Below are 26,078 nucleotides of genomic sequence, written 5' to 3'. Positions count from 1 at the left end.
CATGCAAAACTGGTTCACGCAAGCCTTTGGCACGATTACTTTAGAACAAGTGGAGAGTTGGTTTGTTTACAATCCAAAAGAGCCATTGTTGTTCAACACAGGATTGTTTCTGGGAATGTTCCTGATTTTTTATTTCGTTTACGCTTTTCTGCGCAAGACATTTTACCTTCGTTTGGTCTATGTAATTCTATTCTCGCTTTTCTTTTACTACAAATCGAGTGGTGTTTATTTCTTGCTTTTGCTGTTGTCGTCCGTCGTCGATTATAACTTGAGTGGCGTGATTTATCGAGAAACGCGGGAAGCCTGGCGAAAGTTTTATATCGTGATCAGTATTATATTGAATTTAGGGCTTTTGGGCTATTTCAAGTATATGAATTTTATGATTGGAACGTACAATGATTTGTTCCAAGGCGATTTTGAATTGCATAAAATCTTGCTTCCGGTGGGGATTTCATTCTATACTTTTCAGTCGATCAGTTACATCATTGAGATTTATAGAAAAGAAATTGTTCCCACAAATAACTACGTCGAGTATTTATTTTTCGTTTCGTTTTTCCCGCAATTAGTGGCTGGTCCGATTGTTCGGGCCAAAGATTTCTTGCCACAAATTTACCAAAAATTACACTTGACAAAGGAAGATGTAAACAATGCATTGTTCTTGATTATTGGCGGTTTGTTGAAGAAAACCGTTATTTCAGATTACATTTCCATCAACTTTTTGGACCGTGTTTTTGACGCGCCAACCAGTTACACCGCTTTTGAAAATTTAATGGCTTCGTATGGTTATGCGATCCAAATTTATTGCGATTTCTCTGGATATTCTGATATGGCAATTGGTGTCGCTATGTTGTTAGGTTTCAAATTACCGACCAACTTTAGAACACCTTATCAATCGGCTTCCATCACAGAATTTTGGAGAAGATGGCATATTTCACTATCCACTTGGCTAAAAGATTTCTTGTATATTTCTATCGGAGGAAACCGAAAAGGCTCCTTTGCAGGATTTTTATTTCCGGCATTATTTTTCACCGGATTAATCATTTGGGGAATTAACTATTCTTCAGTGAGCCACGTTCCGTTAATCATTGCGGTAACTTCCTTGGTTGTTTTCGGTTTGACTTTTTTGCTTTCCAAAGACCGAGAAAAGACGATGTTTACCAACGTCAATCTTTTGACCACAATGTTGCTTGGCGGTTTGTGGCACGGCGCGAGTCTGCGTTTTATTATTTGGGGCGCTTTGCACGGAATCGCTTTGGCGGTTCATAAAATATTCGTCGAATTCTTTCCTAAAAAAGAACGCGAAAAAAATGCTTGGGATACCATTTGGAAATTTATTTCCGTACTCTTGACATTCCATTTTGTGGCTTTTTGTTGGTTATTTTTCCGTGCCAAAGATTTCGATACGGCATTACAAATTATGCACAACATCGGCGATCTAACTTTTGATCCGCAACAATGGCTGGTTATCATTCAAGGATACAAAAACGTGTTTTGGCTAATGTTAGCGGGTTATATCTGGCATTTCTTGCCAAGCGCAATCAACAGCAATATGAAATTAGCATTTGATAAAACGCCACTCGTTGGAAAAGCAATCGTTCTTGGTTTTGTTTATTGGATTGTATATGCAACAGCAACCGCTGGACCACAACCGTTTATCTATTTTCAGTTTTAAAAACTTAATTTCAAAGATAAATTTGGAGTTCTTTCTAAAGAATTTGTGCTGACACTCTGCACAAATTCTTCCTGATTTATACGATAATAACGATTGATTATATTCTTTTTGTTTAAAAGATTTAAAACAGAAATTCCGGTTTCTAAAGTTGTTTTTTCATCCAATTTCCAAGAATAACCAGCCGAAAAATTAACGGTAAAGTAATCAGAAAGAGTAGCGCTATTTGGAAGATTGTAATTAATTTTCGGCTTTACCGGATTTGAAAAATCTAACATGTTGCTTAAAGTCGGGCTTGTTTCTGGTCGTCCTGAATTCCATTTAGAGCCGATCGCAATCTTTAATTTTTTCCATTCATAAATTCCTGCCCAAGAAACGCTGTGCACGATTTGAAAATTATTAGAAAATTCTTCAGGAAAATAACTGTCAAAAGTATAGTTGCTGTTGCTCAAGCTGTAACTGATCCAAGTGTGGAATTTTTCAAAATTTCTTTGCACGATGATTTCGCTTCCATAAACAGAATAATCGCCATTGATTTTGATAAACTCTAATTGGTTTTGAAACGATTGGCTTCGGGTGGAGATGCCATTTACTTCTTTATAATAATTTTCTAAAGTTAACAGCCAATTTTTATTTTTAAAAGTAAAACCTAAAGAAATCTGGTTGCTTTTTTGAATCGGAATTTCATTATTGTCTGACAAAACCCAACGCCTTTTTTCAACTCCCAAAAAATCTTGCTGTAAATCAATAACTTGGGAAGCTGTTTGGCTTTTTTGTTCACTTAGGATTTCAGTCGAAAATTGATTAGAGAACAAATAATTGAACTGAATTCTTGGCTCAACAATAACTTCGTTAAATTTTTCAATGTAATTGGTACGCAATCCTGTTTTCAAAAACGCTCTTTTATCAGGCGAAGAAAGTAGCGCCTCCAAAACCAACGAATGTGTTCTTAAAACTTCTTTTGCATCTTTCTGAAACTAGGATTTTCGTTGCAATCGGGGCTATTGACGCAGTTTGTCGATAAACTTTGTCGATTTGAGTCACGCATAAAAACAGGACTGCTTTTTAAAACTTTGCAACATTGAAACTTCTCGACTTTGCAACTTTATGACTTTCAACTTTCGACTTTAAAACTTATATTTGCACTTCTAATAAAGAAAGATACTATGTTCGATAATTTAAGTGATAAGTTAGACAAAGCATTCCACATACTAAAAGGACACGGAAAAATCACCGAGGTCAATGTTGCCGATACTTTAAAAGAAGTTCGTCGCGCCTTGCTTGATGCCGATGTTAACTTTAAGATTGCTAAAGATTTTACCACAAAAGTAAAAGAAAAAGCCATTGGTCAAGACGTTTTGACAACGTTGCAACCAGGACAGCTTTTGGTAAAATTGGTAAAAGACGAATTGACAGAATTGATGGGTGGCGACGCTGCCGGAATCAACCTTTCTGGAAATCCGTCAATAATCTTGATGTCAGGTCTTCAGGGTTCTGGAAAAACAACTTTTTCTGGAAAATTGGCCAACTTCCTTAAAACTAAAAAGAACAAAAAGCCGTTGTTGGTTGCCTGCGACATTTACCGTCCGGCGGCGATCAATCAGCTTCACGTTGTTGGAGATCAAGTTGGTGTAGAAGTGTATTCTGAGCCAGAAAATAAAAACCCTGTTGAAATTGCGCAAAATGCAATCAAATATGCAAAAGCAAATGGTTTCAACGTTGTCATTGTCGATACCGCTGGTCGTTTGGCCGTGGACGAAGAAATGATGAACGAAATTGCCAATGTTCACGCTGCAATCCAACCGCAAGAAACACTTTTTGTAGTGGATGCAATGACAGGTCAAGATGCCGTGAATACTGCAAAAGCCTTCAACGACAGATTAAACTTCGACGGAGTTATTCTTACCAAATTAGATGGTGATACGCGTGGTGGAGCTGCAATTTCAATCAAATCGGTTGTAAACAAGCCAATCAAATTCATCGGAACAGGAGAGAAAATGGAAGCGATTGACGTTTTCTATCCAATTCGTATGGCAGAGCGTATTCTGGGTATGGGAGACGTTGTGTCTTTGGTAGAAAGAGCCCAGGAGCAATTTGATGAAGAAGAAGCAAGAAAATTACAGAAGAAAATTGCCAAAAACGAATTTGGTTTTGATGATTTCTTGACCCAGATTCAGCAAGTGAAGAAAATGGGTAATATGAAAGACCTTGTCGGGATGATTCCTGGTGCGGGAAAAGCATTAAAAGATGTGGAAATTGAAGACGACGCTTTCAAGCACATCGAAGCAATTATCCACTCGATGACGCCAGGCGAAAGAAGCAAACCGGCAATCATCGACGTGAAAAGAAAAAACAGAATCGCAAAAGGTTCTGGAACAGATATTCAGCAAGTCAACCAATTGATGAAGCAGTTCGACCAAATGAGCAAAATGATGAAAATGATGCAAGGCGGAGGCGGTAAAAATCTGATGCGAATGATGGGCGGTATGAAAGGAATGAGATAAAAAGGTTTTAAGGTTTGAGGTTCTGGGTTTAGGAACTTTGAACCTTAAATTTTTAGATAAAAATACTAACTACAACTACATTAAGTTTGGCAACAACTCCAGACTTTTAAATTAAACAGCAAACAATGCAGCTATTAGACGGAAAAAAGATTTCGGAAGACATCAAAAATGAAATCACTGCCGAAGTGCAGAAGATGAAAGACAACAACGAAAAAGTGCCACATCTGGCCGCAATTATTGTGGGTAACGATGGAGCCAGCTTGACGTATGTTGGAAGCAAAGTGAAAGCGTGCGAAAAAGTAGGTTTTGAATCGACTTTGGTAAAAATGCCAAGCACGACTTCTGAAACAGAATTGCTTAAAAAGATTAAAGAATTAAACCAAGATGATAATATAGACGGGTTTATCGTGCAATTGCCTTTGCCAGAGCAGATTGATACGCAAAAAGTATTGATGGCTGTGGATCCAAGCAAAGATGTTGACGGTTTTCATCCAGAGAATTTTGGAAGAATGGCTTTAGATATGACTACTTTTATTCCTGCAACGCCTTTCGGAATTTTAGAATTATTAGAAAGATACGGCGTGGAAACGCAAGGAAAACATACGGTTGTTATCGGAAGAAGCCACATCGTTGGTCGTCCGATGAGCATTTTGATGGGAAGAAAAGGTTTTCCTGGAAACTCTACGGTTACTTTGACGCACAGTTACACTAAAAATATCGCGCAAATCACGACACAAGCCGATATTATCATTACGGCTTTGGGAGTTCCAAATTATCTAAAAGCAGAAATGGTTAAAGACGGAGCAGTTGTAATTGACGTAGGTATCACGCGTGTTGCTGACGAAAGCGAAAAAGGATACCGAATCACCGGTGACGTTGATTTTGATTTGGTAAGTAAAAAAGCATCATTCATTACACCAGTTCCTGGAGGTGTTGGTCCGATGACCATTGCAATGTTGCTGAAAAATACGCTTTTGGCAAGAGAACAAAGAAAAGAAAGAAATTTATAAAAAAATAAAAAGCCTTCGATGAAAATCGGAGGCTTTTTTATTTACAATTTTAGCAAAGTAAAAACTAAGAGGAATTTCTTCTCTTTATTTATTTCTCGGTGGAATTCTTCGAATAACTCTTTGTGTAGGTCGCTGTGTTTCAGTTTTTGGCAAGCTCGCTTCTTCCGTTTTGCTTGAAGGTTCAATTAGCTGATTTAATTCTGCAATCTCAGCCTCTGTTAAATCGCGGTACCTTCCGACAGGAATATCCAAAGAAATATTGATAATTCGGATGCGTTTCAAAGCAGTTACATCATAACCCAAATATTCTGTCATTCTGCGAATTTGACGGTTCAGGCCTTGCGTCAAGATGATTTTGAAAATGTATTTGCTGATTTGTTCGACCTTACATTTTTTAGTAATAGTATCTAAAATCGGAACGCCATTTCCCATTCTTTCAATGAATCGATCTGTAATAGGGCGATTTACCGTAACGATATATTCTTTCTCATGATTGTTTCTGGCGCGGAGAATTTTGTTGACAATATCACCGTCATTGGTCATAAAAATCAATCCTTCCGATGCTTTGTCCAATCTTCCGATCGGGAAAATTCGCTTTGGGTAATTAATATAATCAACGATATTATTTCTGACTTCTAAATTGGTCGTACATTCAATCCCCACAGGTTTGTTGAAAGCCAAATACACCGGTTTTTCACGTTGCTCGACAATTAATTTTCCATCAATTCGAACTTCATCACTTGGAGAAACTTTAGTTCCCATTTCAGGAACCACGCCATTTATGGTAACTCGGCCTTCTTCAATCAATTTGTCTGCTTCACGACGAGAACAATAGCCTGTTTCGCCAATGAATTTATTTAGACGTTTTACATTTTCTTCCATACTGCAAAGGTAGCCTTAATTTGAGAATTTAAGAAGCCCTTTTTGAATCGCCTGACGTTTTTTTCTCAAATAAAAAAGAGTATATTTTGTTGTACAAAACATCATCATGCATACTGTGTCCGAGTCCTTTGGTTTCAATAAAAGTAGCTTCTTTCCAGTTGCTTGCATTTTTTTTGCCTTCTTCAAAAGAAACCACATCATCATCAATATCGTGTGCAATCAGTCCTTTTATTTTTATTTTTGAACCAAAAACACGTCCTGAAAACTCTTCCATTCTGATTTTAAAATGTTCTAAAAAATGATTTTCAATCATACTGACTGTTTTCAAATTCAGGCTCAACATTTTGGCATAATTAGAAATTAAAATCTCTAAATCAGATGGGGCGCCTAAAATCACCATTTTTTCAATAGCTTCATTTTGATATAAATGTTGGTAATAAAGCGAAGTTACGCCACCCATAGAATGCCCGACAAGATACTGAGGTTTGTATTTTTCGACTACGACGTCCACAAATTCGGCATACCGGGGCACATTAAATTCTTTACCAGAAGCCAATCCGTGGCCCGGAGCGTCAAGAGCAATAATCGTACTTCCTGATTTTTTAAGATAAGGCAGAAAGTTCTCCCAGCGCGAAGCATTGCTTTCCCAACCGTGAACGAGCAAAACGATGGTTTCGTTTCCTTCCCAAATATAAACAGGGAATTGGTGTTCGTCTTTTTCTAAAATTTCAGTTTTGACATTTTTTAAAACGTCGGGTAATTTGTCAGAAAAAAGTTTTCCGGTTCTTGGCTCGCTAAAAAATCCATACGCTAACTGAGATGCTTTTCTGGGAAAAACATAACTCAGCAGATTGATGTACAATCCGATGGATTTTGCGATCAAAAATTTGAAAAATTTTTTCATAAAAAAAAGCCCCGATAATTATCGAGGCTTAAAGGTATTTAGAATTTTGAGAACAGCTGTTCCATTTTTTCTTTTTCTTCATCGGCAAGGGCAGAATCTACTAAAATTCTTCCAGAGTGCTCATCTGTGATTACTTTCTTGCGAGAAGCAATTTCCATTTGAGTTTGTGGTGGAATCGTGAAGAATGAACCTGCAGAAGCTCCTCTTTCGATAGAAACTACAGCCAATCCGTTACGAACGCTTCCTCTGATTCTTTTGTAAGCTTGCAATAATCTTTCTTCGATCAATGCTTCGTATTCAGCAGATTTTTCAGAAAGAAATGTTTCTTCTTTTTCAGTTTCAGACATAATGGCGTCTAATTCTGATTTTTTGTGTTTCAAGTGTGAAGATTTTGCGTCTAATCTTTCTTTAGAATCTGCAATCACTTGTTTTTTGTGCTCAATGGAAGCTTTCATTTCTTTAATTTGCTTTTCAGCCAATTGAATTTCAAGTTCTTGAAACTCAACTTCTTTAGTTAAAGAGTTGAATTCTCTATTGTTACGAACAGTTTCCTGTTGTTTTGTGTATTTTTTAATGCCTTCTTTGTGTTCTTCGATAGCACCTTTTTTGTTCTTAATTTGCTCTTCGATAGATTCCAAATCACTTTTCAATTTGTCAAGACGCGTGCTCAAACCAGCTACTTCATCTTCCAAATCTTCTACTTCTAAAGGCAATTCACCCCTAACATTTCTGATTTCGTCAATTCTTGAGTCGATTAACTGTAAATCGTAAATCGCTCTTAACTTGTCTTCAACACTCAATTCTTTTGTAGTCGCCATATTCTATAAGTACTTAACTGGATTTGTATTTTCTTCCGATAAAATGATTGCAAAATTAAGAATTTTTTTCGTAAGATAATCAACTATATAATTTTTTGTGTAACGTTCACTTTCATAATGGCCAATATCAGCCAAAAGTAACTGATTTTCAGCTTCATAAAACTGATGGTATTTCAAATCGGCCGTTAAAAATGCATCTGCTCCGGCCTGAATTGCTTTTTTTATGGCAAAACTTCCCGAACCGCCAAGAACGGCAACCTTTTTTATCGGTTTTCCAAGGTATTCAGAATGGCGAATTCCGTCGGCTTTCATTTTTTCTTTGACGAATAAAAGAAATTCTTTTTCTTGCATTTCGGTTTCAAATTCTCCAATCATCCCAAGGCCGATATTTTGATTCGAATTCTCTAAATTATAAATTTCATAAGCGACTTCTTCATAAATATGGCTTGAAATCAAGGCGTTTAAAACTTTTGACTGCAAGTGTTTTTCAAAAATAACTTCAATTTTGATTTCGGTTCCCGTATGTAATTTTCCGCGTTCGCCAACCACCGGATTGCTATTGTCATTTCCTTGAAAAGTAAAATTTCCTTGTGAATTGAAACTGCAGTTTTCGTAATTTCCGATGGTTCCCGCGCCGGCTTCAAATAAAGCATTTCGCACTAAATCAGCATTTTCTGGAACGGTGTAAGTCACCAATTTTTGTATAAAACTTTCCTTAGGAATCAAAACTTTCGTGTTTTTTAAACCCAAAGCATCACAGAAAATTTTGTTTACGCCATTTTGATGATTATCTAAAGCTGTGTGAACCGCATAAATGGCAATATCATTTTTAATCGCTTTTAAAACGGAACGTTCTACATAATTTTTGCCTGTAATTTTCTTCAATCCCGAAAACAAGATCGGATGAAAACACACGATTAAGTTACAGTTTTTTGAAATCGCTTCGTCAATCACATTTTCCAAAGCATCGTGGCAAACCAAAACTCCGGTTGCTTTGTCATTTTGATTTCCAACCAGCAAACCAACGTTGTCAAAATCTTCGGCATACCCTAACGGCGCCATTTCTTCAAGGATAGAAATTATTTCTTTAATTTTCATATTTAACTACAAATTTGACAGATGAGCACAGATTTGAAATTTTCAAGGAAATGGCCGTGAAAATCTATAAAATCTGTGTTCTGATTATGTTTCAAAGATAAAATATTATATTTTCGTACTATGAATATTCTCCGAAAAATACTTTTTCCATTCGCCGTTTTATATGGTTTTATCACTTCTTTCCGGAATTTTCTTTTTGATAAAGGTATTTTAAAATCACATTCTTTTGATTTGCCGATCATTGCCGTTGGAAATTTAAGCGTTGGCGGAACTGGGAAAACGCCACAAATTGAATATTTAATTCGTCTGCTTTCTCCAACCAATAAAATTGCGACGTTGAGCCGAGGTTACAAAAGAAAATCTGAAGGTTTTATTTTAGCGGATGCTTCTTCAAATGCCGAAATTTTAGGAGACGAACCGTTTCAGTTTTATCAAAAGTTTCCAAATATTTTGGTGGCTGTTGATGCCAATCGAAAAAACGGAATTGAGCAATTGATTCAAATTTCGGAACCTGATATTATTTTACTAGACGACGCTTTTCAGCATAGAAAAGTCAAAGCCGGATTTTATATTTTATTGACCGCTTACAATGATCTGTATGCCAATGATTTTATTTTACCAACCGGAAATCTTCGTGAAAGCAGGAGTGGAGCCGAAAGAGCGAATATTGTTGTGGTCACAAAATGTCCGCCAAATCTTTCGGATAAAGAAAAAAATGATATTGAAAGAAAACTGCAATTAGAATCTCTTCAGAAATTATTTTTCACATCAATTGCTTATGACAAATTTATTTTTTCGGAAGAAAGCCAAATTTCTGTTGCAGAAATAAAAAATTCAGAAAAACTGTTGCTTGCAGGAATCGCCAAACCAGAACCCTTTTTTGACCATTTAAAAAATGAAAAAGATATTATTTTGACCTATCCGGACCATCATCATTTTTCAGAAAAAGATGTTGCAGAAATAAAAGAAATGTCAAAAGGCAAAATCATTATCACGACCGAAAAAGATTTTGTCCGGTTAAAAGGAAATCTTCCGAAGGAACAGCTTTTTTATCTTCCGATTAAAAGTGAATTTCTTCAAAATCAGGAATTTTTTAATAAGACAATTTTAAATTACGTAGAAAATAATAGGTAAAAAAAAACACCCGCTAAATTTAAAATTTGCGGGTCTTTTAATTTTATTTAGAAATTAAGAAAGCGCTAATTCGCCCAAAGCTTCTTTGCTGAAACCTCTCAATTCGTCCATTTTTCCAGCTTTTATTTTGGCAACCCAATTCGGATCTGCTAAAATTGGTCTTCCCACAGCAACCAAATCAAAATCGCCACGATCAAATCTTCTGTTTAATTCTTCTAATGATGTCGGCTCAGAACTTTCTCCTGCAAAAGCTCCAAAGAAATCTCCAGAAAGACCAACAGAACCAACTGTTATTGTCGCTTTTCCTGTCAGTTTTTTAGCCCAGCCTGCAAAGTTTAAGTCTGATTCTTCAAATTCTGGTTCCCAAAAACGTCTTTGCGAACAGTGCAAAATATCAACTCCCGCATCTACTAAAGGTGCCAACCAAGATTCCATTTCTTGTGGTGTTTTGGCTAATTTATACGTGTAATCTGAGGGTTTAAATTGTGACAATCGAATGATAATTGCAAAATCATCACCCACTTGTCTTCTGATTTCTTTGATGACTTCAACGGCAAAACGTGTTCTTTCCGCCAACGTTTTTCCGCCATATTCGTCAGTTCTTAAATTAGTTGCATCCCAAAAAAATTGGTCGATTAAATAATCGTGCGCACCGTGGATTTCGATAGTGTCAAAACCCAATCTTTTAGCATCCGCAGCTGCTTTTCCAAAAGCAATTATCGTGTCTTCGATATCTTTTGAAGTCATCGTGTTTCCATTATTGAAACCTGGCCTGTTCAATCCAGACGGGCCTTCAAATGGTGATGATGGCGTCCAGCCGGAATGATGGTTGTCCATGATTCCCATGTGCCAGATTTGCGGGCCCATTTGTCCACCAGCGCTGTGAACGCCGTCGATTACTTTTTTCCAGCCAGCCAGCGCTTGTTCTCCGTGAAAACGAGGCACATTGGCATCATTTGAAGAAGAAATTCTGTCGATAACCGTTCCTTCTGATAAAATCAAGCCGACTTGTCCTTCGGCTCTTTTTTGGTAATAGGTTGCAACTTCGTCAGTCGGAATTCCGTTTGGAGAAAAGGAACGCGTCATTGGCGCCATCACAATTCTATTTTTAAGATCTAAAGTTTTTAGCTTAAAAGGGGTGAATAAATTATTTGTGCTCATTTGAAATTTGTATTTATAAATTAGATTCAATTTTTTTTATAAGTTCGGCAAAGGCTTTTTCGTTTCTTTTATAATACGTCCATTGCCCGACACGAGTGGATTCGATGAAACCTGCGCGCTGTAAAATCGATAAGTATTCTGAAACTGTGGATTGCGTAAGTCCCGCTTTCGACTGTATCTGCCCCACGCAAACCCCATTTTCATAACCTGCATCTTTTTGCTCCGGAAAGTTCGTTTCCGGATCTTTGAGCCATTCTAACATTTGCAGTCGTGACTTGTTTGAAAGGGCTTTGAAAATTTCGATGTTTTCCATAGGGCAAAGATATCGAGATTTTCCGATATATCTATTAATGCAAATTTAATTAGCAAAATTTTAGGATTGGGAATAATTTTCTTAGAATTGAAATCATTTTGTGTACTTTTACCTTTGGCCAAAATTTTCTGAAAATGCAGTTGATTTATTTTTAGGTAGTTAAGGTTTAGTTATTCATAAATCATAAAATATATGTTCGAAAAAGTTCAAGAAACAGTCAATTATATTAAATCAAAAATTAATTTTTCTCCTGAATTTGGAGTGATTTTAGGTTCGGGCTTAGGAGGTTTTACAGAAGATATTCAAGTAGAATTTACTTTGCCTTACAATGAAATCCCCAATTTCCCGGTTTCCACGGTTGAAGGTCATAAAGGCGCTTTGGTTTTTGGAACTATCGGAAATAAAAAAGTGGTTGCCATGCAGGGCCGTTTTCATTATTATGAAGGTTATGACATGAAAGAAGTGACTTTTCCGGTTCGCGTGATGAAGTTTTTGGGTGTGGAGAAATTAGTGGTTTCCAATGCTTCAGGAGGCGTCAATCCATTTTATAAAGTGGGTGATATCGTGATTATTTACGACCACATTAATATGATGCCCGAACATCCTTTGCGTGGAAAAAACGACGAGCGATTCGGACCACGATTTGTAAACATGAGCGAGCCTTATTCAAGAGATTTGATTACAAAAGCAAAAAATATTGCCATCGACTTAAATATTGAAGTCAAAGACGGAATCTATTATGGTTTGCAAGGGCCGACTTTTGAAACGCTTTCTGAATACAGAATGGTGAAAATTGTGGGTGCCGATTGTGTTGGAATGTCAACAGTTCCCGAAGTGATTGTGGCAAGACATATGGATGTGGAATGTTTCGGGATTTCCGTAATTACGGATATCGGCGACGAACACAGCATCGATACAATTTCACATCAAGAGGTTTTAGAAGCAGCACAAAAAGCAGAGCCCAAAGTGAGAGCTTTGATTAGGGAATTAATTGCCAGAAATTAATTTCGCATCGTTTCTGCAATCACTTTATAAAAATTATCTGGATTAAATGGTTTGGTAATCACATCATTCATTCCAAAAGACAGCAGCATTTCGCGGTTTTCATTTAAGGAAATCGCGGTCAATGCTATAATTGGCGTTTTGTCATCAAAATCCCGAATATTCTGTGTGGCAATTGTTCCGTTTATGCCCGGAAGGTGCACGTCCATCAAGATCAGGTCATATTTGTTATTTCGAGCGGCTTCAATGGCATCTTCGCCATTGTCCACAATTTCACAGAGTATTTTTTTCTTTTCAAGCATTTTTTTAGTTACCATCTGGTTGATTTTATTGTCTTCAACTAGCAGTATTTTTTTATTGACAAAGTCGGAATCGCTTGTGTAAAATTTGATTTCGTCGTCACATTCAATTCCTTTTTCCATTACTAAAGTGAAATTAAAATTAGAACCTTTTTGGGGACTGCTTTCAAGTCCAATAGTTCCTCCAAGTAAAGTCACCAGCCTTTTTACAATAGCTAATCCTAATCCGGTTCCCCCATATTTTCTGTTGATTTCAATAGATCCTTGAGAAAAACTTTCAAAAATAATTTCTTGTTTTTCTAAAGGAATTCCAATACCGCTATCAACAATTTCAAAATGAATTTTCTGTGAAATATCGGTTTCTTCAAGAAGGTTCGCTTTTACGGTTACCTTTCCGTTTTCAGTAAACTTCAAGGCATTGTTAATCAAATTCAAGAAAATCTGAGACAATTTTGTAGGGTCGCCGTTAAAGATTTTGCAAATTTTTTCATCAATTTCTAATTCAAAATCGACATTATTTTGGCTGGCCAATTCTTTTAACGCATTCTGGATGTCAGACAAAAGCTGTTTTAAATTAAAACCAATTTTTTCAATTTCAATATTATTTGACTCAATCCTATTGATTTCTAAAATTTCATTGATAAAAGTCAAAAGGTAGGTTCCTGAGAATTTTAAAGATTGTAAATATTCTTTTTGGGATTCTTTCGGATCTTCATCAATCATCAAATGCGTGATTCCGTTAATCGCATTCAAAGGTGTTCTCAATTCATGGCTTACCGTGGAAAGAAATTCGGCCCTTGCTAAAAGTGCTCTTTCTGCTTTGTCTTTTGCAATTTCAAGTTCTGAATTTTTTTCCTGAAGTAACTTGTTTGATTTTTTCTTGATATTATTATTTTTGTAGAGCGAAAAACTTAAAAGTGACAAAATAGAGATTAGAGCTATACTTAAAATACTAGTCAATTTAGAAACCTTAAGCAATTTTTGGGCTTCCCGATTTTCTTTATCTTGCTGTTTTATTGTTTTCATTCGCTCGCTTTCCTTGAATTTTTCATATTCCAGCGCACCTATTTTTTTATTGTTAAGCGTTTGGATTGAATCTTGTAAAACCAAATGTTTCTTTAAAAAAAGGAAGGAATTGTCAATGTCCATCATTTTCTCATACACTTCACTGATTTTTTTATAGATTTTTGACTTTTGTTCTAGATTATCACTTTTGGCATTTAATTCTAAGGCTCGATTCAGGTAATTCATTGAAAGAGAATTGAGCCCAGATTCAAATTCAATGCATCCCATTTGATATAAAGCTTCTGCTTTTGTTTTAAACTGGTCGTCTGAATCTAGCTTTGCAATAATTTTATTGAAAATACCGGCTGCTAATTTTGACTTCCCTTTTGCTTTGTATAAAATTCCTTTTTGAAGATTTAAGAGTTCCTTTGCATCCGGAATATTTATTTTTTCATAAATAATATTCGCCTTGTCAAAATAAATTTCAGCTGTAGCATAGCCGCCTTTTTCCATGTAGCACAAGCCCAGATTATAATAACAATAGGCTTGTTCTGTGCTAGGGTCTAAATCGTTATAGAGTGCTGTGCTTCTAACATACGTTTCAATTGCATCATCATATTTTTTTAACTCAAAATAAATACCGCCTAAAAAAGTATAAGCATTTGCTTCGGCATTCTTGTTTTCTGATTTTTGGGCAACATCAATCGCTTTTTGAGAATATTCTAATGCAGGTTGGAAATTGTTTCCTTTTAGGTAAAAATTTGAAAGTTCAATATAATACGATACGCTGTCAACTTTTTGTGACACGGAAGGTTTGTTCTGAGAGAAAACCGCAGAAGTATAAAAAAACAAAAAAAGTAATAAGTGTCGACTCATTTAATAATGCTTGAGCCGATAAATGTAGCTATTTCTTATTCGTCAAAGAAATTAAATCGATTAAGCGCGAAGAATATCCGATTTCGTTATCATACCAGCCCACAACTTTCACCATTTTGTCAATTACTGATGTTAAACCAGAATCAAAAAGACACGAATTTTTGTTGCCAATAATGTCTACAGAAACAATGGGATCTTCGGTGTAAGCCATAATTCCTTTAAAATGATTTTCGCAAGCATTTTTAAAAGCGCTGTTTATTTCTTCAATCGAAACTTCGCGTTTTACATAACAGGTGATATCGGTCAAAGAACCATCAGGCACCGGAACACGGATGCCGCTTCCACCTATTTTTCCATCTAATTCAGGAAAAATTTTTGTCAGTGCTTTTGCAGCGCCCGTTGTTGTTGGAACAATTGATTGTGCCGCGCCACGCGCCCTTCTTAAATCTTTATGCGGTTGGTCGTGAAGGCTTTGGTCAGTCGTGTAAGAGTGAACCGTGGTGATGTAAGCTTGTTCAATGCCGCACAAATCATTGATGACCTTGACCATCGGAGCCGCATTGTTTGTAGTACAGCTTGCGTTTGAAATTATTTTTTCAGTGCCATCAAGAATGTGCTCGTTGACACCCAGAACCACAGTCTTTATCAATTCTGTTTCTGACGGAGCCGAAAGAATTACTTTTTTTGCTCCAACCATTATATGAAAATTGATTTCGTCAAACGTTTTGTATTTGCCCGTAGCTTCCACAACCACATCGATATTTAGGGATTTCCAATCTAAATTTGAAATGCTTCTTTCATGAAAAAAAGAATAATGTTTTTCGTCCACAATAATTCCGTCCGCATCATACGAACATTCAAAAGGCAAAACCCCGTGAATGCTGTCATATTTGATTAAATGCGACATCGTTTTGTTGTCAGCAATATCATTTATCGCAACAACTTCGATGGTCGGATGGTTCAATAAAAGACGGAACAAATTTCTCCCGATTCTTCCAAAACCATTTATGGCAATTCTTGTTTTTGTCATTTATTTTGAGACAAACTTTAAATCTTAAATCTAAAATCTGCAGTCTAAAATTAAAGTATATGTTTTTGCGCTTTATAAGAAGACCTTACCAAAGCACCGCTTTCCACGTGGCGGAAGCCTAATTCCAATCCAATTTTTTCGTATTTCGCAAATTGGTCTGGCGTAATATATTCTTTTACCGGAAGGTGTTTTTTACTCGGTTGTAAATACTGCCCGATTGTCACCACATCCACATTCGCATCGCGCAAATCGTGCAAAGTCTGAATCACTTCTTCTTCCGTTTCGCCCAATCCAAGCATGATCCCAGATTTAGTTCTGTTGATTCCTTTCTCTTTCAAATAACGCAAAACTTCCAGACTTTTGTCATATTTTGCTTGAATTCTCACTTCGCGGGTCAAACGTCTAACCGTTTCCATATTGTGCGAAACCACTTCAGGATTCGCTTCCACAATACGGTCTAGGTTTCTCGTGTTTCCTTGAAAATCTGGAATCAAAGTTTCCAAAGTCGTGTTCGGATTCATTCTTCTGATGGCTTTCACCGTTTCAATCCAAATAATCGAACCCATATCTTTCAAGTCATCACGGTCAACGCTCGTCACAACTGCATGCTTGATGTTCATAATTTTGATCGAACGCGCCACTTTTTCAGGCTCATCCCAGTCCACCGTTTCCGGACGTCCCGTTTTTACACCGCAAAAACCGCACGAACGCGTACACACATTTCCAAGAATCATAAACGTCGCCGTACCTTCTCCCCAGCATTCACCCATATTTGGGCAACTACCTGAAGTACAGATGGTATTCAGCTTATATTTGTCCACCAAACCGCGAAGTTCGGTATATTTTTGTCCAATTGGCAGTTTCACCTTCAGCCATTTCGGCTTTCCTGTCGGCAAAACAGCAGTATCTAAAACACTTTCCATAGTCTCGATTTCAAGCCACAAAGATACGCAATGTTTTTATTTATTACGTTAAGGTCGTGTTAGCGAAACCACGCAAATTTTGTGATTTTTTTGAAGCGAAAGGGCAGTGGTTTTCAGCGATCCATTTTCCCGCTTTCTGCAGTAGCTTTTCTCCGTACCGGAAGAAAAGGCTACTGCCACCAATCGGGGCTATTTGAGAAACTTTCCGAATTTTTGTAAACTTCAGGACCAATTTTGCGCCAACCACTCATTGCCAAAAAAAATCCTGCAGAGCAAAAGCCTCACAGGATTCTTAAAAATATAACTACTCAAATTTTAATTTTTTAAAACCACGCTAATGGGCAGGTTATAAGAAACTCTCACGGCTTTTCCGTTTTGAATGCCTGGTTTCCATTTTGTCTTGATGGATTTCAAGGCACGGATCGCTTCGTTTCCAAGTCCATATCCGGGATCTTTTGCGACTTTAATATTTGATAAGCTTCCATCAGTTTCCACCACAAATGAAACAAAAATTTTCATGGTCATCGCATCAGATACATCTGGAGTTTTGAATTTGCTTACAAAAGTTTCCGTAAATCTCTTGATTCCTCCAGGAAATTCCGGACTTGAGTCCAAACCAAAATTACCAACAATGCCACCACCAGCTTCACCTGAAGTTTTTGCAATATCATCTACTGGTTTTTTTCCAGTTCCGTCAATCGTTCCCTGGCCAAGAGCAATCGCTCCCGCATCATCACCTGGATTATCAACAGCTCCAGTTTTAAGGGTCTCTTTCAGATCTAAAGGAGGAATTTCTGCAATTGCAGTTGTATTAGTTGTCATTATAGGTTTTACAAACTTCGTTTCTTTAACCGAAGATTTTTCAGGCTGTGCTTGCGCATTTTTGGTTTCAGGGGTAACTTCAGGAAGTTTGCTCAGCAAGAGCACATCCACCACCTTTGGGAGCACATATTCGGTTTCTGGAATTATGGCAACATCCTCTTTCATTAAATTTGATATCAGGGGGATGCTCACCAAAAGGCCACACACGATAGTTCCGTAAAACAAAGCTAAAAGCGTTATTTTTGGATTTTCTTGGCGCAGCTGGTACGCGCCGTACTCTTTATTTCTTCCTTCGAAGACAATTTCATTCCAGCTGTGGTTAAAAACGTTTAGGTTTGACATAATACATAGTTTAAAAGTTGCGTAAATATGTTGCCATAAGCTCCGTGTTTTAACATATAACGTGTAATATAAGCTATGTAGTATATGAATTGTGAATTATTTTGTAAGTTTTTTATAAATTAATTTAAAACAATAAAAAAGGCAAGCTGTTATTGGGCTAGCCTTAATTTCTTACAAAAAACAATGTTACTGAATTACTAATTTTTGGCTATAATTTGAAGTAGAAGTTTCTGTCTTTAAAATATAGACTCCTGAAGCTAAGTTCAAATTGATGGAATTGTTTCCTTCGTTTAAATTGTATTTTCCGATAAGCATTCCGTTAATTGAAAAGACAGAAGCAGTTCCGTTTTCAATGATCGAAATAGTTACAATTCCATTACTGGGATTCGGATAAATTATAGGTCTTGAAGTTGAAAAGCTAGGTATTGAAAGGGCATCGCATCCAAAAGGCGTAAAGGTTACCAAACCTAATGTGGCATCGTCAACTTGGTGGCTGATCACGTTTTCAACATTAGTCGGGGTCAAGGTAGCTCCTTCGATCCAGCAATTATTCATAGCCATAATCGGCAGAGCCGTGTTGTTGAAAAGCGCATACGCCTGTCCGCCATTTCCATTATCTGCAAAAACATTGCCACCAGGATTTAAATCGCCGTCACCAAGATTAATCCGCGCTGTTCCAATAACAGTGATTCCCCATAAATTTCTTCTGAACTGGTTGTTTGTGGCAATGATGTTCATTGTTGTGGCTCCAGAAGCATTTAATGAAATCCCGCTTCCGCCAAGATTTGGAGAATTTTGCGTGTCATTGTCCTCGATAATGTTATTACGAATAAATCCAGAAGAATTGGCTCCCACAACGGTAATTCCGTAGCGATTGTCTCTAATCGTATTTCCATCGATAATTACTTTATTTTGATTTCCGAGAAGGCTCGATGCGGAAATTCCTCCAACCATTATTTTTGTTGGATCACCAATAATGGTATTTCCCACAATCCTTAAAGTATCAGCGCCACTCGGACCCATATTTATCTGTGGACGATTGGTATTCGATTGATTGTTCGCAAATAAATAATTGTTGCTTATTGTAGGTGACGTTTCTTGATTGGCTCCAGAACTAAATGCCGGATAGTTATTAAATGTAAACGTGGAATTGTTAATCAAAGGACTTCCGGTAGAAAAATTTATGGCAGAACTTGTTGTCGTTCCAGGAACGTGATACGACATAGTACATGATTGCATTTCAAAATCTCCGGTAGAAAGACGAATTCCTTTGCCGTAATTGATGGTAGTATTTCTCATAAATCCGCTCGAGCCGGTTTCAAAAATAATGCTATTGTAAGGTGCCGCCGTATTTGTTGCCGTAATTATAATCCCATTTGAATCGCAAGTGAAATCGCCTTGAACGGTGATTTGAATGTTTGCATCCATGTGAAGCGTTACATCTGAATCAATAAGCAAATTGTCATTTGGCGCAATGGTCAAGTTTTGCGAAAGCGTATAAATTCCTCCGGAAAAAGTAATTGCGGTTGGTGCATTGGTTACCAAATCGTCTAAATCCCAAGTAACGCCAGTATTTGGAGTTGTAAATTGGGCTTTTAAAGCCGAAGCTGACAATACAAGAAATAAAAGGTAGAGTAATTTTTGTTTCATTATTTTGAACTGTTGGTTAACAGACAAAATTACAACTTTAAGAGTTGTTACAAAAGAAACAGTTGATTCTTAACGCCTATTGTGGATGATTTCGGCTAAAAGTTTTTTGGCACGAAGCAATTTTACTTTAACGTTGCTCAAGGGTTCTTGTAATTGATAAGAAATTTCTTGATAACTTAATTCTTGAAAGTAGCGAAGCTGAATTACTTCTTGATAATGCGGTTTTAATTCTTTGATGAATTGGAGTAAGCGAGATAAATTCTGCTCTGTAATAATTTTGTCTTCAGGCGAAGGAGAAGTGTCGGCCACATTATATGCCTGATTGTCTTCCTCGTCAGTAATGTCAAGGAAAAGCGTCGATTTCTTCTTGCGAAGCATGTCAATGTGAACATTTTTTGCAATGGCAATAAGCCAGGTATTAAATTGAAATTCAGGGTTGTAAGTGGCGATTTTGTCAAAAGCTTTTGCAAAAGTTTCGATGGTAATGTCTTCGGCATCTGTTTCATTTTCAGTGCGCTTGAGCATAAAGCCATAGACTTCATTCCAGTAATAATCCAAAAGAGAAGTGAATGCAATTTGGTCGCCCATTTTTGCTTTCTCAATTTGCTTTTTTATTTCCAATGTACAGGTTTTGAAAAAAGATTAGTGATAAAGATATTCAATTGCGTGAAAATAAGCACGATTTCGATTATCGGATACCAATACATAACGTCTTTTTCGCGTAATTTATTTGCAGCATACCCCAAAGAAACCCACGTAAAAATATATCTTCCCACAACCATCGGAACGATTATCATCCAGTTGTATTGAAAAGCCAGCAAAATGACTGCCATTAAAATAAATAAAAATTGCGTCAAGAAGAACACTGCCAATTGCATTCTGTCAAAAGATTTGTAAAAAGTGGCCGTTGAAACGTGGCGTCTTTTTTGGTCAAACCATTCCTTGAAGGTCTTTTTTGGTTCAGAAAAAGTAAAGCCTTCTGGAGTAAAGCTGATGGTAGTATTTTTTCTGTTTGAAGCTTGGTTGATAAAAAGGTCATCATCTCCAGAGCGAATTTTCATGTGGTCGATAAATCCGTTTACATTAAAAAACTCTTCTTTTTTATAAGCTAAATTTCGACCGACTCCCATATAAGGATGTTTCATTTTTGCCCAAGAAAAATATTGGACCGCCGTCAGCATGGATTCAAAACGGATGATTTTGTTCAAGAACGATTTGGCTATTTTTTCATAAGCGCCATAACCCAAAACAATCGTTTTGCTCATTGTAAATTGCGAACTCATTTCTTTAATCCATTCATTTGAGGCAGGATAGCAGTCGGCGTCCGTGAAAAGAAGGTATTCGTTTTTTGCGGCTTTGATTCCAAGCGTCAAGGCAAATTTTTTGTTTCCCCAAAAGGCCTCGTTGTTTTCCACTTTAACCAATCGGACATTGGAATACTGCTTTTCAAATTCTTCAAAAATATCCAATGTTGCATCGCTTGAAGCATCGTCAATCAAGATGATTTCATAATCTGGATAATCTTGCGCGGCTAAAAGCGGAATAAACTTTTTAACGTTTTCTTCTTCATTTTTAGCACATACGATTACAGAAATCGGAATACTTTTTGGAGTACTTTTTTGTGGTTTCCCAAAAGAAAATTTTCCAAAAACAAGAATGTAGTAAAATAGCTGAATCGCTACAACTACGATAAATGCATAAAAAATAATGGTCAACATATAGGCTTGGTGTTCTTAAAAAAATGTGTGCAAAGGTACAATTGAAAAGGTTAACTTCAATATGCATTTTGAATTAAAATTAAGAAAAAAATCTAAGAAATTTTAGGCGATGTTTTTTATTTTTTTTTTGTAAAAAACGACAGTAAAAGTTATCGCAGTTACAGTCATTGGAATGTAAATGTCTAAATTCAATATTTTGTTGCTAAGAAATGCCAAAAGCAGAAAAATAGATATGGGAACTAATAAAAAGCCATATTTTTTCATTGAATATAGTTTTGAAATTTTATTATTGTAAAGATAGTATTTTGAAACACATATAAGAATTATCTTAAATAATATTTACTTCGGCTTCAATTTCAATATCAAAAAGGGCTTTAACCGTTTTTTGGATATCTTTTGAAACATTTAAAATATCTTGGCCTGTTGCATTTCCATAATTAACCAAGACTAGCGCTTGGTTTTTATGAATTCCCGCATCACCAAAGCGTTTTCCTTTGAATCCTGCCTTTTCAATTAACCAACCTGCCGGAACTTTTACTTCTGTTTCAGAAACCGTGTAACTCGGCATTTCAGGATGCAAAAGATGAATTCTTTCGAAATCACTTTTTGGAATAATTGGATTTTTAAAGAAACTGCCGCTATTTCCCAGCTCTTTCGGGTCGGGTAATTTGCTTTGGCGAATCGTGATAATTGCGTTGCTGATATCAATTAATGTTGGTACAACAATTTCTCTTTTAGTCAATTCTGCAGCGATGTCGCCATAAGAAATGTTGATTTTGTGCTTTTGTTTCGTGAGTTTGAAAACAACAGAAGTGATAATATATTGGTCTTTGGCTTCGTTTTTAAAAATACTTTCGCGGTAGCCAAATTTACATTCTTCTTTTGTGAATTTTTTTACTTCTAAAGTTTTGATATTTAGAGCTTCGCAATAAAAAAAAGTGTCTTTTATTTCAGTTCCGTAGGCGCCAATATTCTGGATAGGAGTAGTGCCGACATTTCCGGGAATCAGCGACATATTTTCTAAGCCACCGAAATCTTGACCGATTGTCCAGAGCACAAATTCGTGCCAATTCTCGCCCGCTTGTGCTTCGGCCAAAACATAATCGTCGTTTTCTTCAATGATTTTTTTTCCTTTTAAATCAACATGGATTACCAGCGCATCAATGTCTTGAGTCAAAAGCATATTGCTTCCGCCACCTAAAATAAATTTTTTCTGCGATGAATTTTCTTGTAAAACCGTTTTCAATTCCGCAACAGAATGAACCGATACAAACTGTTTTGCCTTGGCTTCAATGCCAAATGTATTATGATTTTTAAGCGAAAAATTAGCAGTAATTTCCATTGAACGCACGAATAAAAGTGAAGGGCAAAAGTAATCGAAACCTTTTTGAAATCATAATTAATCTTCGGTGGTCAGCGCGCGCGTTAAAAATTCATTCAATGGTTTTAAAGCAATCAGTTTCTGGCTGATTTTTTTGACAAAGTCTTTATCTGATAGTATTTTGTCGTCTAAATTTTGCCCTGCGGTAAAACTTTTTAGTTTTAAATAGTCAATGGCAGGATGGTCTTTTTCATAATCTTTTGGAGAAGTTTTTAATGAATTCGATTCGTTTCTTTCAAAATCACCAAACTCTTTCTTGAAGTTTTTATCGTTTAAAACTCCTTCTAAATCTTCCGTAAAATAAGCGATTTCTTTTCTGATTTTCTTTAAATCAGCATTGTCTGGCCACCAAACGCCACCGCCGATAAAACTTTTTCCTTCTTCAATGTGAATGTAATATCCGGGAAGATTAGTGTTTTTTGTCCCGCCAGAAAGCCAAATTCCAGCGTGTGTTTTATAAGGTGTTTTGTCTTTTGAAAATCGAATGTCGCGCGCAATTCGGAACGAGCAATTTTTGACTTCCAAATGGCGAAGCGAATCATCTAACGGAATCATTTCGTCTAAAAATTCTTGAATCAGTTTAGAATACTCTTTCTTATATTCTTCGTAATAGGCTTTATTGTCGTGAAACCATTCGCGATTGTTGTTTTCCTTGATGTCTTTTAAAAACTGAAGAATTTTTGGTGAAACCATTTCTATGAAATTATAAATTAAGATTGATGAATTATGAGCTACACAACATAACAATATTATGAAAAAATAAGGAAATCGAAATGGTTTTTAAGAATGATTTAATCTTAAAGCTGGAAGATTTTATAGCTTTTGTGCATTGATTTAATGACAGATTCTGTTCGTTCAGGATGTGTATCAGAAATGAATAATTGTCCGAAATCATCGTTATTGACCATTTCAATGATTTTCCCAACGCGAAATTCATCTAATTTGTCAAAAATATCATCAAAAAGCAAAATCGGATTCTGTTTGCTTTGTTTTTTTACAAATTCAAATTGCGCCAATTTCAAAGCGATCAATAATGATTTCTGCTGTCCTTGGGAACCGAACTTTTTTATCGGATGATTTTCAATTTCAAAAGACAGATCATCTTTGTGGATTCCGGTGCTGGTGTAATGTAGCACACGATCTTTGGCCAAATTATTTTCAAATAAAGTCATCAAATCTTTTTCGTGCAATTGACTTTCATAAACGATTTGCACAGTTTCTTCGTTTCCGGTAATTGATTGATGGTGCTTGTTGAAAATCGGAATAAAATCTTCTAAAAACTGCTTTCTTTTTTCAAAAATCGAATGGCCCAAACTGTGAAGCTGTTCGTTATATATAATTAAGGTGGTGTTTTCAAAGACGTGATTGATGGCAAAATATTTCAAAAGCGCATTTCGCTGGCTGATTATTTTTTGATATTGAATCAACTGCTGCAAATAAGTAGAATCTAATTGCGAGATCACCGAATCGATAAATTTTCTACGAGTTTCGCTTCCTTCCACAATCAGGTCGCGGTCAGCCGGAGAAATAATTACCAACGGAATAAAACCAATATGATCCGAAAACTTGTCATATTGTTTTCCGTTTCGCTTTAAGATTTTCTTTTGGCCTTTTTTTAAACTGCAGACAATTTGCTCAGAACGTTCGTCTTTTTCAAATTCACCATCGATTACAAAAAACTCTTCATTGTGTTTGATGTTTTGAACCGCCAAAGGATTGAAGTAGCTTTTTCCGTACGATAAATGATAGATTGCATCGAGTACATTTGTCTTGCCGATTCCATTTTTTCCAACAAAACAATTGATTTTGCTGTCAAATTCGAAATTCGCCTCCGAAAAATTTTTATAATTGAATAAAGAAATTTTTTTTAAATACATCTGCAAACCCCAACTGATAAAGAGAACTTTGGAATATTTCTCTGCTTTTTTCTAAGAGCGTGCAAATTATTGAAAAATAACGACAAAACATCTTTTAAATATGAATAAAAATTTTATTTTTGCACCTCACTAAATTTAATTGTAATGGCAACTTATAATAAAAGAGGATATAAAGCTCCGAAACCTGAAGAAGAAAAAGAATTCGAACCAGACCCGATTGACGCGATCTCAGAAAAGGATAGTACCACGGCTGGAGTTTTCAATTCTTTAGACGAAGGTGCTTCAAAAACCGAAGAGTTTGTTGCTAAAAACCAAAAAGGTATTTTCGTTTTTATCGGAGTTGTTGCTTTAGGAGCTCTTGGTTATTTAGGATATACGCAATTTGTTTCTGAGCCTAAAGAAGACGATGCGGCAAACGTAATGTTTGTAGCACAAAAACATTTTCAAGAAGCAACAGATTCTCAAGATCCAAAAGCCAGTGATTCACTTTATGCGCTTTCTTTGAAAGTGTCTGAAGGACAACCTGGATTTGTTCAGGTGGCTGAAGATTATTCAGGAACTGACGCAGGAAATATGGCAAATTATTACGCAGGAATTGCGCTTTTGAATACCAAAAAGTACAAAGAAGCTATCGAATATTTAGAGAAATTCTCTTCAAAAGATATGTTCTTGTCAGCTTTGGCAAAAGGGGCAATTGGTGATGCTTTTTCTCAATTAAACCAGCCAAAAGAAGCTTTAGAATATTATGTAAAAGCATCTGAAGTGAATGAAAATATTGTAACAACGCCACGTTTCTTGTTAAAAGCAGGGCAGACAGCATTGACTTTGAAGCAAAATGCTGATGCTTTGAAATATTTCACCACAATCAAAGAAAAGTATGACACTTCAATCGAAGCATCAAACATCGATGCAATGATTGGTTTGGCACAATAAATTAGTTTTTAGTTTTCAGATTTCAGTTCAACTGCTATCTTAAATCTTAAATCTAAAATCAAAAATAGAATGGCTACAGCTAATAAAAATTTATCAGAATACGATAAAAACACAATCCCAAGCGCGAAAGATTTTCGGTTTGGGATTGTTGTTTCAGAATGGAATGACAAAATCACCGAAGGACTTTTTTCTGGTGCAGAAAAAGCGCTTTTAGATTGTGAGGCAATTCCAAATAATATTGTGAGATGGAATGTTCCGGGAAGCTTTGAGCTTATTTACGGTGCAAAGCGAATGATTGACACTCAAAAATTAGATGCAGTAATCGTTATCGGATGCGTTATCCAGGGCGAAACCAAACATTTTGACTTTGTGTGCGAAGGCGTTACGCAGGGAATAAAAGATTTGAATGTCCAAACGGATGTTCCTGTAATTTTTTGTGTTTTGACAGATAATAACGAACAGCAGTCGATTGACAGAAGTGGAGGAATTCACGGAAACAAAGGAACTGAAGCGGCAATTGCAGCATTAAAAATGGCTTATTTGAGACAGCAATCCTCGTTGTAAAAAAAAGAATAAATTTATAAAAAGCCTATTTCTTTCAAACAGAAATAGGCTTTTTTTATGTGTAAAACTTTCTTGTTTTCGCAATTTCTAATTTTTCAATTGTTACATTAATTATGTAACTTTGAAAGTCGTTCCCGAAGCTTTTTTCAGGCGGAACGAAGCT

24 protein-coding genes are annotated in these 26,078 nt (G+C 36.2%); 7 read left to right on the top strand and 17 right to left on the bottom strand.

What is annotated here, in order from left to right; genetic code table 11:
* Position 1: 1 nt before the first annotated feature.
* Positions 2-1,672 carry an MBOAT family O-acyltransferase gene (locus EG849_RS06120; protein WP_125012196.1) on the top strand — a complete coding sequence of 557 codons (1,671 nt, stop codon included), beginning with the start codon at positions 2-4 and terminating at the stop codon, positions 1,670-1,672.
* On the opposite strand, the gene EG849_RS06115 is transcribed toward EG849_RS06120, so the two are convergent.
* Entirely contained in the window at positions 1,669-2,562 is an 894-nt protein-coding gene (locus EG849_RS06115) for a TonB-dependent receptor (RefSeq protein ID WP_158611922.1), read from the bottom strand. The genes EG849_RS06120 and EG849_RS06115 overlap by 4 nt on opposite strands.
* Positions 2,563-2,835: 273 nt before the next feature.
* On the opposite strand from EG849_RS06115, the gene ffh reads away from it, so the two are divergent.
* A complete protein-coding gene (gene ffh, locus EG849_RS06110) occupies positions 2,836-4,173 on the top strand; it encodes a signal recognition particle protein (protein WP_125012194.1) in 1,338 nt (445 codons plus the stop codon).
* 125 nt (positions 4,174-4,298) lie between these two features.
* Positions 4,299-5,183: a bifunctional 5,10-methylenetetrahydrofolate dehydrogenase/5,10-methenyltetrahydrofolate cyclohydrolase gene (locus tag EG849_RS06105; protein WP_125012193.1), complete on the top strand. Its 885-nt coding sequence runs from the start codon at positions 4,299-4,301 to the stop codon at positions 5,181-5,183.
* A gap of 84 nt (positions 5,184-5,267) precedes the next feature.
* Here EG849_RS06105 and rluF read toward each other — a convergent pair whose 3' ends face one another.
* From rluF to EG849_RS06085, 4 genes are read right to left on the bottom strand one after another with little or no spacing between them, the layout of a single operon-like run.
* Positions 5,268-6,065 (bottom strand): 23S rRNA pseudouridine(2604) synthase RluF, encoded by a 798-nt coding sequence (gene rluF, locus EG849_RS06100; protein WP_125012192.1) that lies wholly within the window; start codon positions 6,063-6,065, stop codon positions 5,268-5,270.
* 28 nt (positions 6,066-6,093) lie between these two features.
* Positions 6,094-6,969, bottom strand: coding sequence for an alpha/beta fold hydrolase (locus tag EG849_RS06095; protein ID WP_125012191.1), 876 nt, complete (start codon positions 6,967-6,969; stop codon positions 6,094-6,096).
* Between the two features lie 38 nt (positions 6,970-7,007).
* Positions 7,008-7,787 carry a zinc ribbon domain-containing protein gene (locus tag EG849_RS06090; protein ID WP_125012190.1) on the bottom strand — a complete coding sequence of 260 codons (780 nt, stop codon included), beginning with the start codon at positions 7,785-7,787 and terminating at the stop codon, positions 7,008-7,010.
* A 3-nt stretch (positions 7,788-7,790) separates the two neighbouring features.
* Positions 7,791-8,885, bottom strand: a complete 1,095-nt coding sequence (locus EG849_RS06085; protein ID WP_125012189.1) for a Nif3-like dinuclear metal center hexameric protein — start codon at positions 8,883-8,885, stop codon at positions 7,791-7,793.
* 120 nt (positions 8,886-9,005) lie between these two features.
* Between EG849_RS06085 and lpxK the strand changes: the two genes are divergently transcribed.
* Positions 9,006-10,019 (top strand): tetraacyldisaccharide 4'-kinase, encoded by a 1,014-nt coding sequence (gene lpxK / locus EG849_RS06080; RefSeq protein ID WP_125012188.1) that lies wholly within the window; start codon positions 9,006-9,008, stop codon positions 10,017-10,019.
* 54 nt (positions 10,020-10,073) lie between these two features.
* Here the strand turns inward: lpxK and EG849_RS06075 are convergent, their stop codons facing one another.
* On the bottom strand, positions 10,074-11,180 hold the full coding sequence (locus EG849_RS06075; RefSeq protein ID WP_125012187.1) for an NADH:flavin oxidoreductase: 1,107 nt from the start codon (positions 11,178-11,180) through the stop codon (positions 10,074-10,076).
* Between the two features lie 13 nt (positions 11,181-11,193).
* The gene (locus tag EG849_RS06070) at positions 11,194-11,493 is read right to left on the bottom strand and encodes an ArsR/SmtB family transcription factor (protein WP_125012186.1); all 300 of its coding nucleotides are present in this window, start codon (positions 11,491-11,493) and stop codon (positions 11,194-11,196) included.
* Between the two features lie 192 nt (positions 11,494-11,685).
* Here EG849_RS06070 and EG849_RS06065 point away from each other — a divergent pair, with 192 nt between their 5' ends.
* Positions 11,686-12,498, top strand: a complete 813-nt coding sequence (locus EG849_RS06065; protein WP_125012185.1) for a purine-nucleoside phosphorylase — start codon at positions 11,686-11,688, stop codon at positions 12,496-12,498.
* Here EG849_RS06065 and EG849_RS06060 read toward each other — a convergent pair.
* The 10 genes from EG849_RS06060 to recF all read right to left on the bottom strand — a co-directional run bounded on the left by EG849_RS06060 (position 12,495) and on the right by recF (position 24,418).
* Positions 12,495-14,606 carry a tetratricopeptide repeat-containing hybrid sensor histidine kinase/response regulator gene (locus EG849_RS06060; RefSeq protein ID WP_317125187.1) on the bottom strand — a complete coding sequence of 704 codons (2,112 nt, stop codon included), beginning with the start codon at positions 14,604-14,606 and terminating at the stop codon, positions 12,495-12,497. The genes EG849_RS06065 and EG849_RS06060 overlap by 4 nt on opposite strands.
* A gap of 97 nt (positions 14,607-14,703) precedes the next feature.
* Positions 14,704-15,705: a type I glyceraldehyde-3-phosphate dehydrogenase gene (gene gap / locus EG849_RS06055; RefSeq protein ID WP_125012183.1), complete on the bottom strand. Its 1,002-nt coding sequence runs from the start codon at positions 15,703-15,705 to the stop codon at positions 14,704-14,706.
* 50 nt (positions 15,706-15,755) lie between these two features.
* Complete coding sequence (lipA, locus tag EG849_RS06050; RefSeq protein ID WP_125012182.1) at positions 15,756-16,628, bottom strand: lipoyl synthase; 873 nt, start codon at positions 16,626-16,628, stop codon at positions 15,756-15,758.
* A gap of 315 nt (positions 16,629-16,943) precedes the next feature.
* On the bottom strand, positions 16,944-17,792 hold the full coding sequence (locus EG849_RS06045) for an energy transducer TonB (RefSeq protein ID WP_125012181.1): 849 nt from the start codon (positions 17,790-17,792) through the stop codon (positions 16,944-16,946).
* Between the two features lie 186 nt (positions 17,793-17,978).
* Complete coding sequence (locus EG849_RS06040; protein ID WP_125012180.1) at positions 17,979-19,442, bottom strand: T9SS type A sorting domain-containing protein; 1,464 nt, start codon at positions 19,440-19,442, stop codon at positions 17,979-17,981.
* Between the two features lie 69 nt (positions 19,443-19,511).
* Positions 19,512-20,063, bottom strand: coding sequence for an RNA polymerase sigma factor (locus EG849_RS06035; RefSeq protein WP_125012179.1), 552 nt, complete (start codon positions 20,061-20,063; stop codon positions 19,512-19,514).
* Complete coding sequence (locus EG849_RS06030) at positions 20,054-21,160, bottom strand: glycosyltransferase (RefSeq protein WP_125012178.1); 1,107 nt, start codon at positions 21,158-21,160, stop codon at positions 20,054-20,056. The genes EG849_RS06035 and EG849_RS06030 overlap by 10 nt, the downstream gene beginning before the upstream one ends.
* A 328-nt stretch (positions 21,161-21,488) precedes the next feature.
* Positions 21,489-22,502, bottom strand: a complete 1,014-nt coding sequence (gene murB, locus EG849_RS06025; RefSeq protein ID WP_125012177.1) for a UDP-N-acetylmuramate dehydrogenase — start codon at positions 22,500-22,502, stop codon at positions 21,489-21,491.
* 57 nt (positions 22,503-22,559) lie between these two features.
* Positions 22,560-23,234, bottom strand: a complete 675-nt coding sequence (locus tag EG849_RS06020; protein WP_125012176.1) for a DUF2461 domain-containing protein — start codon at positions 23,232-23,234, stop codon at positions 22,560-22,562.
* 104 nt (positions 23,235-23,338) lie between these two features.
* A complete protein-coding gene (gene recF / locus EG849_RS06015; RefSeq protein ID WP_125012175.1) occupies positions 23,339-24,418 on the bottom strand; it encodes a DNA replication/repair protein RecF in 1,080 nt (359 codons plus the stop codon).
* Between the two features lie 144 nt (positions 24,419-24,562).
* On the opposite strand from recF, the gene EG849_RS06010 reads away from it, so the two are divergent.
* Both EG849_RS06010 and ribH read left to right on the top strand, forming a co-directional pair.
* The gene (locus EG849_RS06010) at positions 24,563-25,351 is read left to right on the top strand and encodes a tetratricopeptide repeat protein (RefSeq protein WP_125012174.1); all 789 of its coding nucleotides are present in this window, start codon (positions 24,563-24,565) and stop codon (positions 25,349-25,351) included.
* 69 nt (positions 25,352-25,420) lie between these two features.
* Positions 25,421-25,915 carry a 6,7-dimethyl-8-ribityllumazine synthase gene (ribH, locus tag EG849_RS06005; protein ID WP_125012173.1) on the top strand — a complete coding sequence of 165 codons (495 nt, stop codon included), beginning with the start codon at positions 25,421-25,423 and terminating at the stop codon, positions 25,913-25,915.
* The last annotated feature ends 163 nt before the right edge of the window (positions 25,916-26,078 follow it).

It is taken from the genome of Flavobacterium macacae (genome assembly GCF_003865365.1).
Taxonomy (GTDB): Bacteria; Bacteroidota; Bacteroidia; order Flavobacteriales; family Flavobacteriaceae; genus Flavobacterium; species Flavobacterium macacae.
This window is presented reverse-complemented; position numbering and strand designations above follow the sequence as displayed.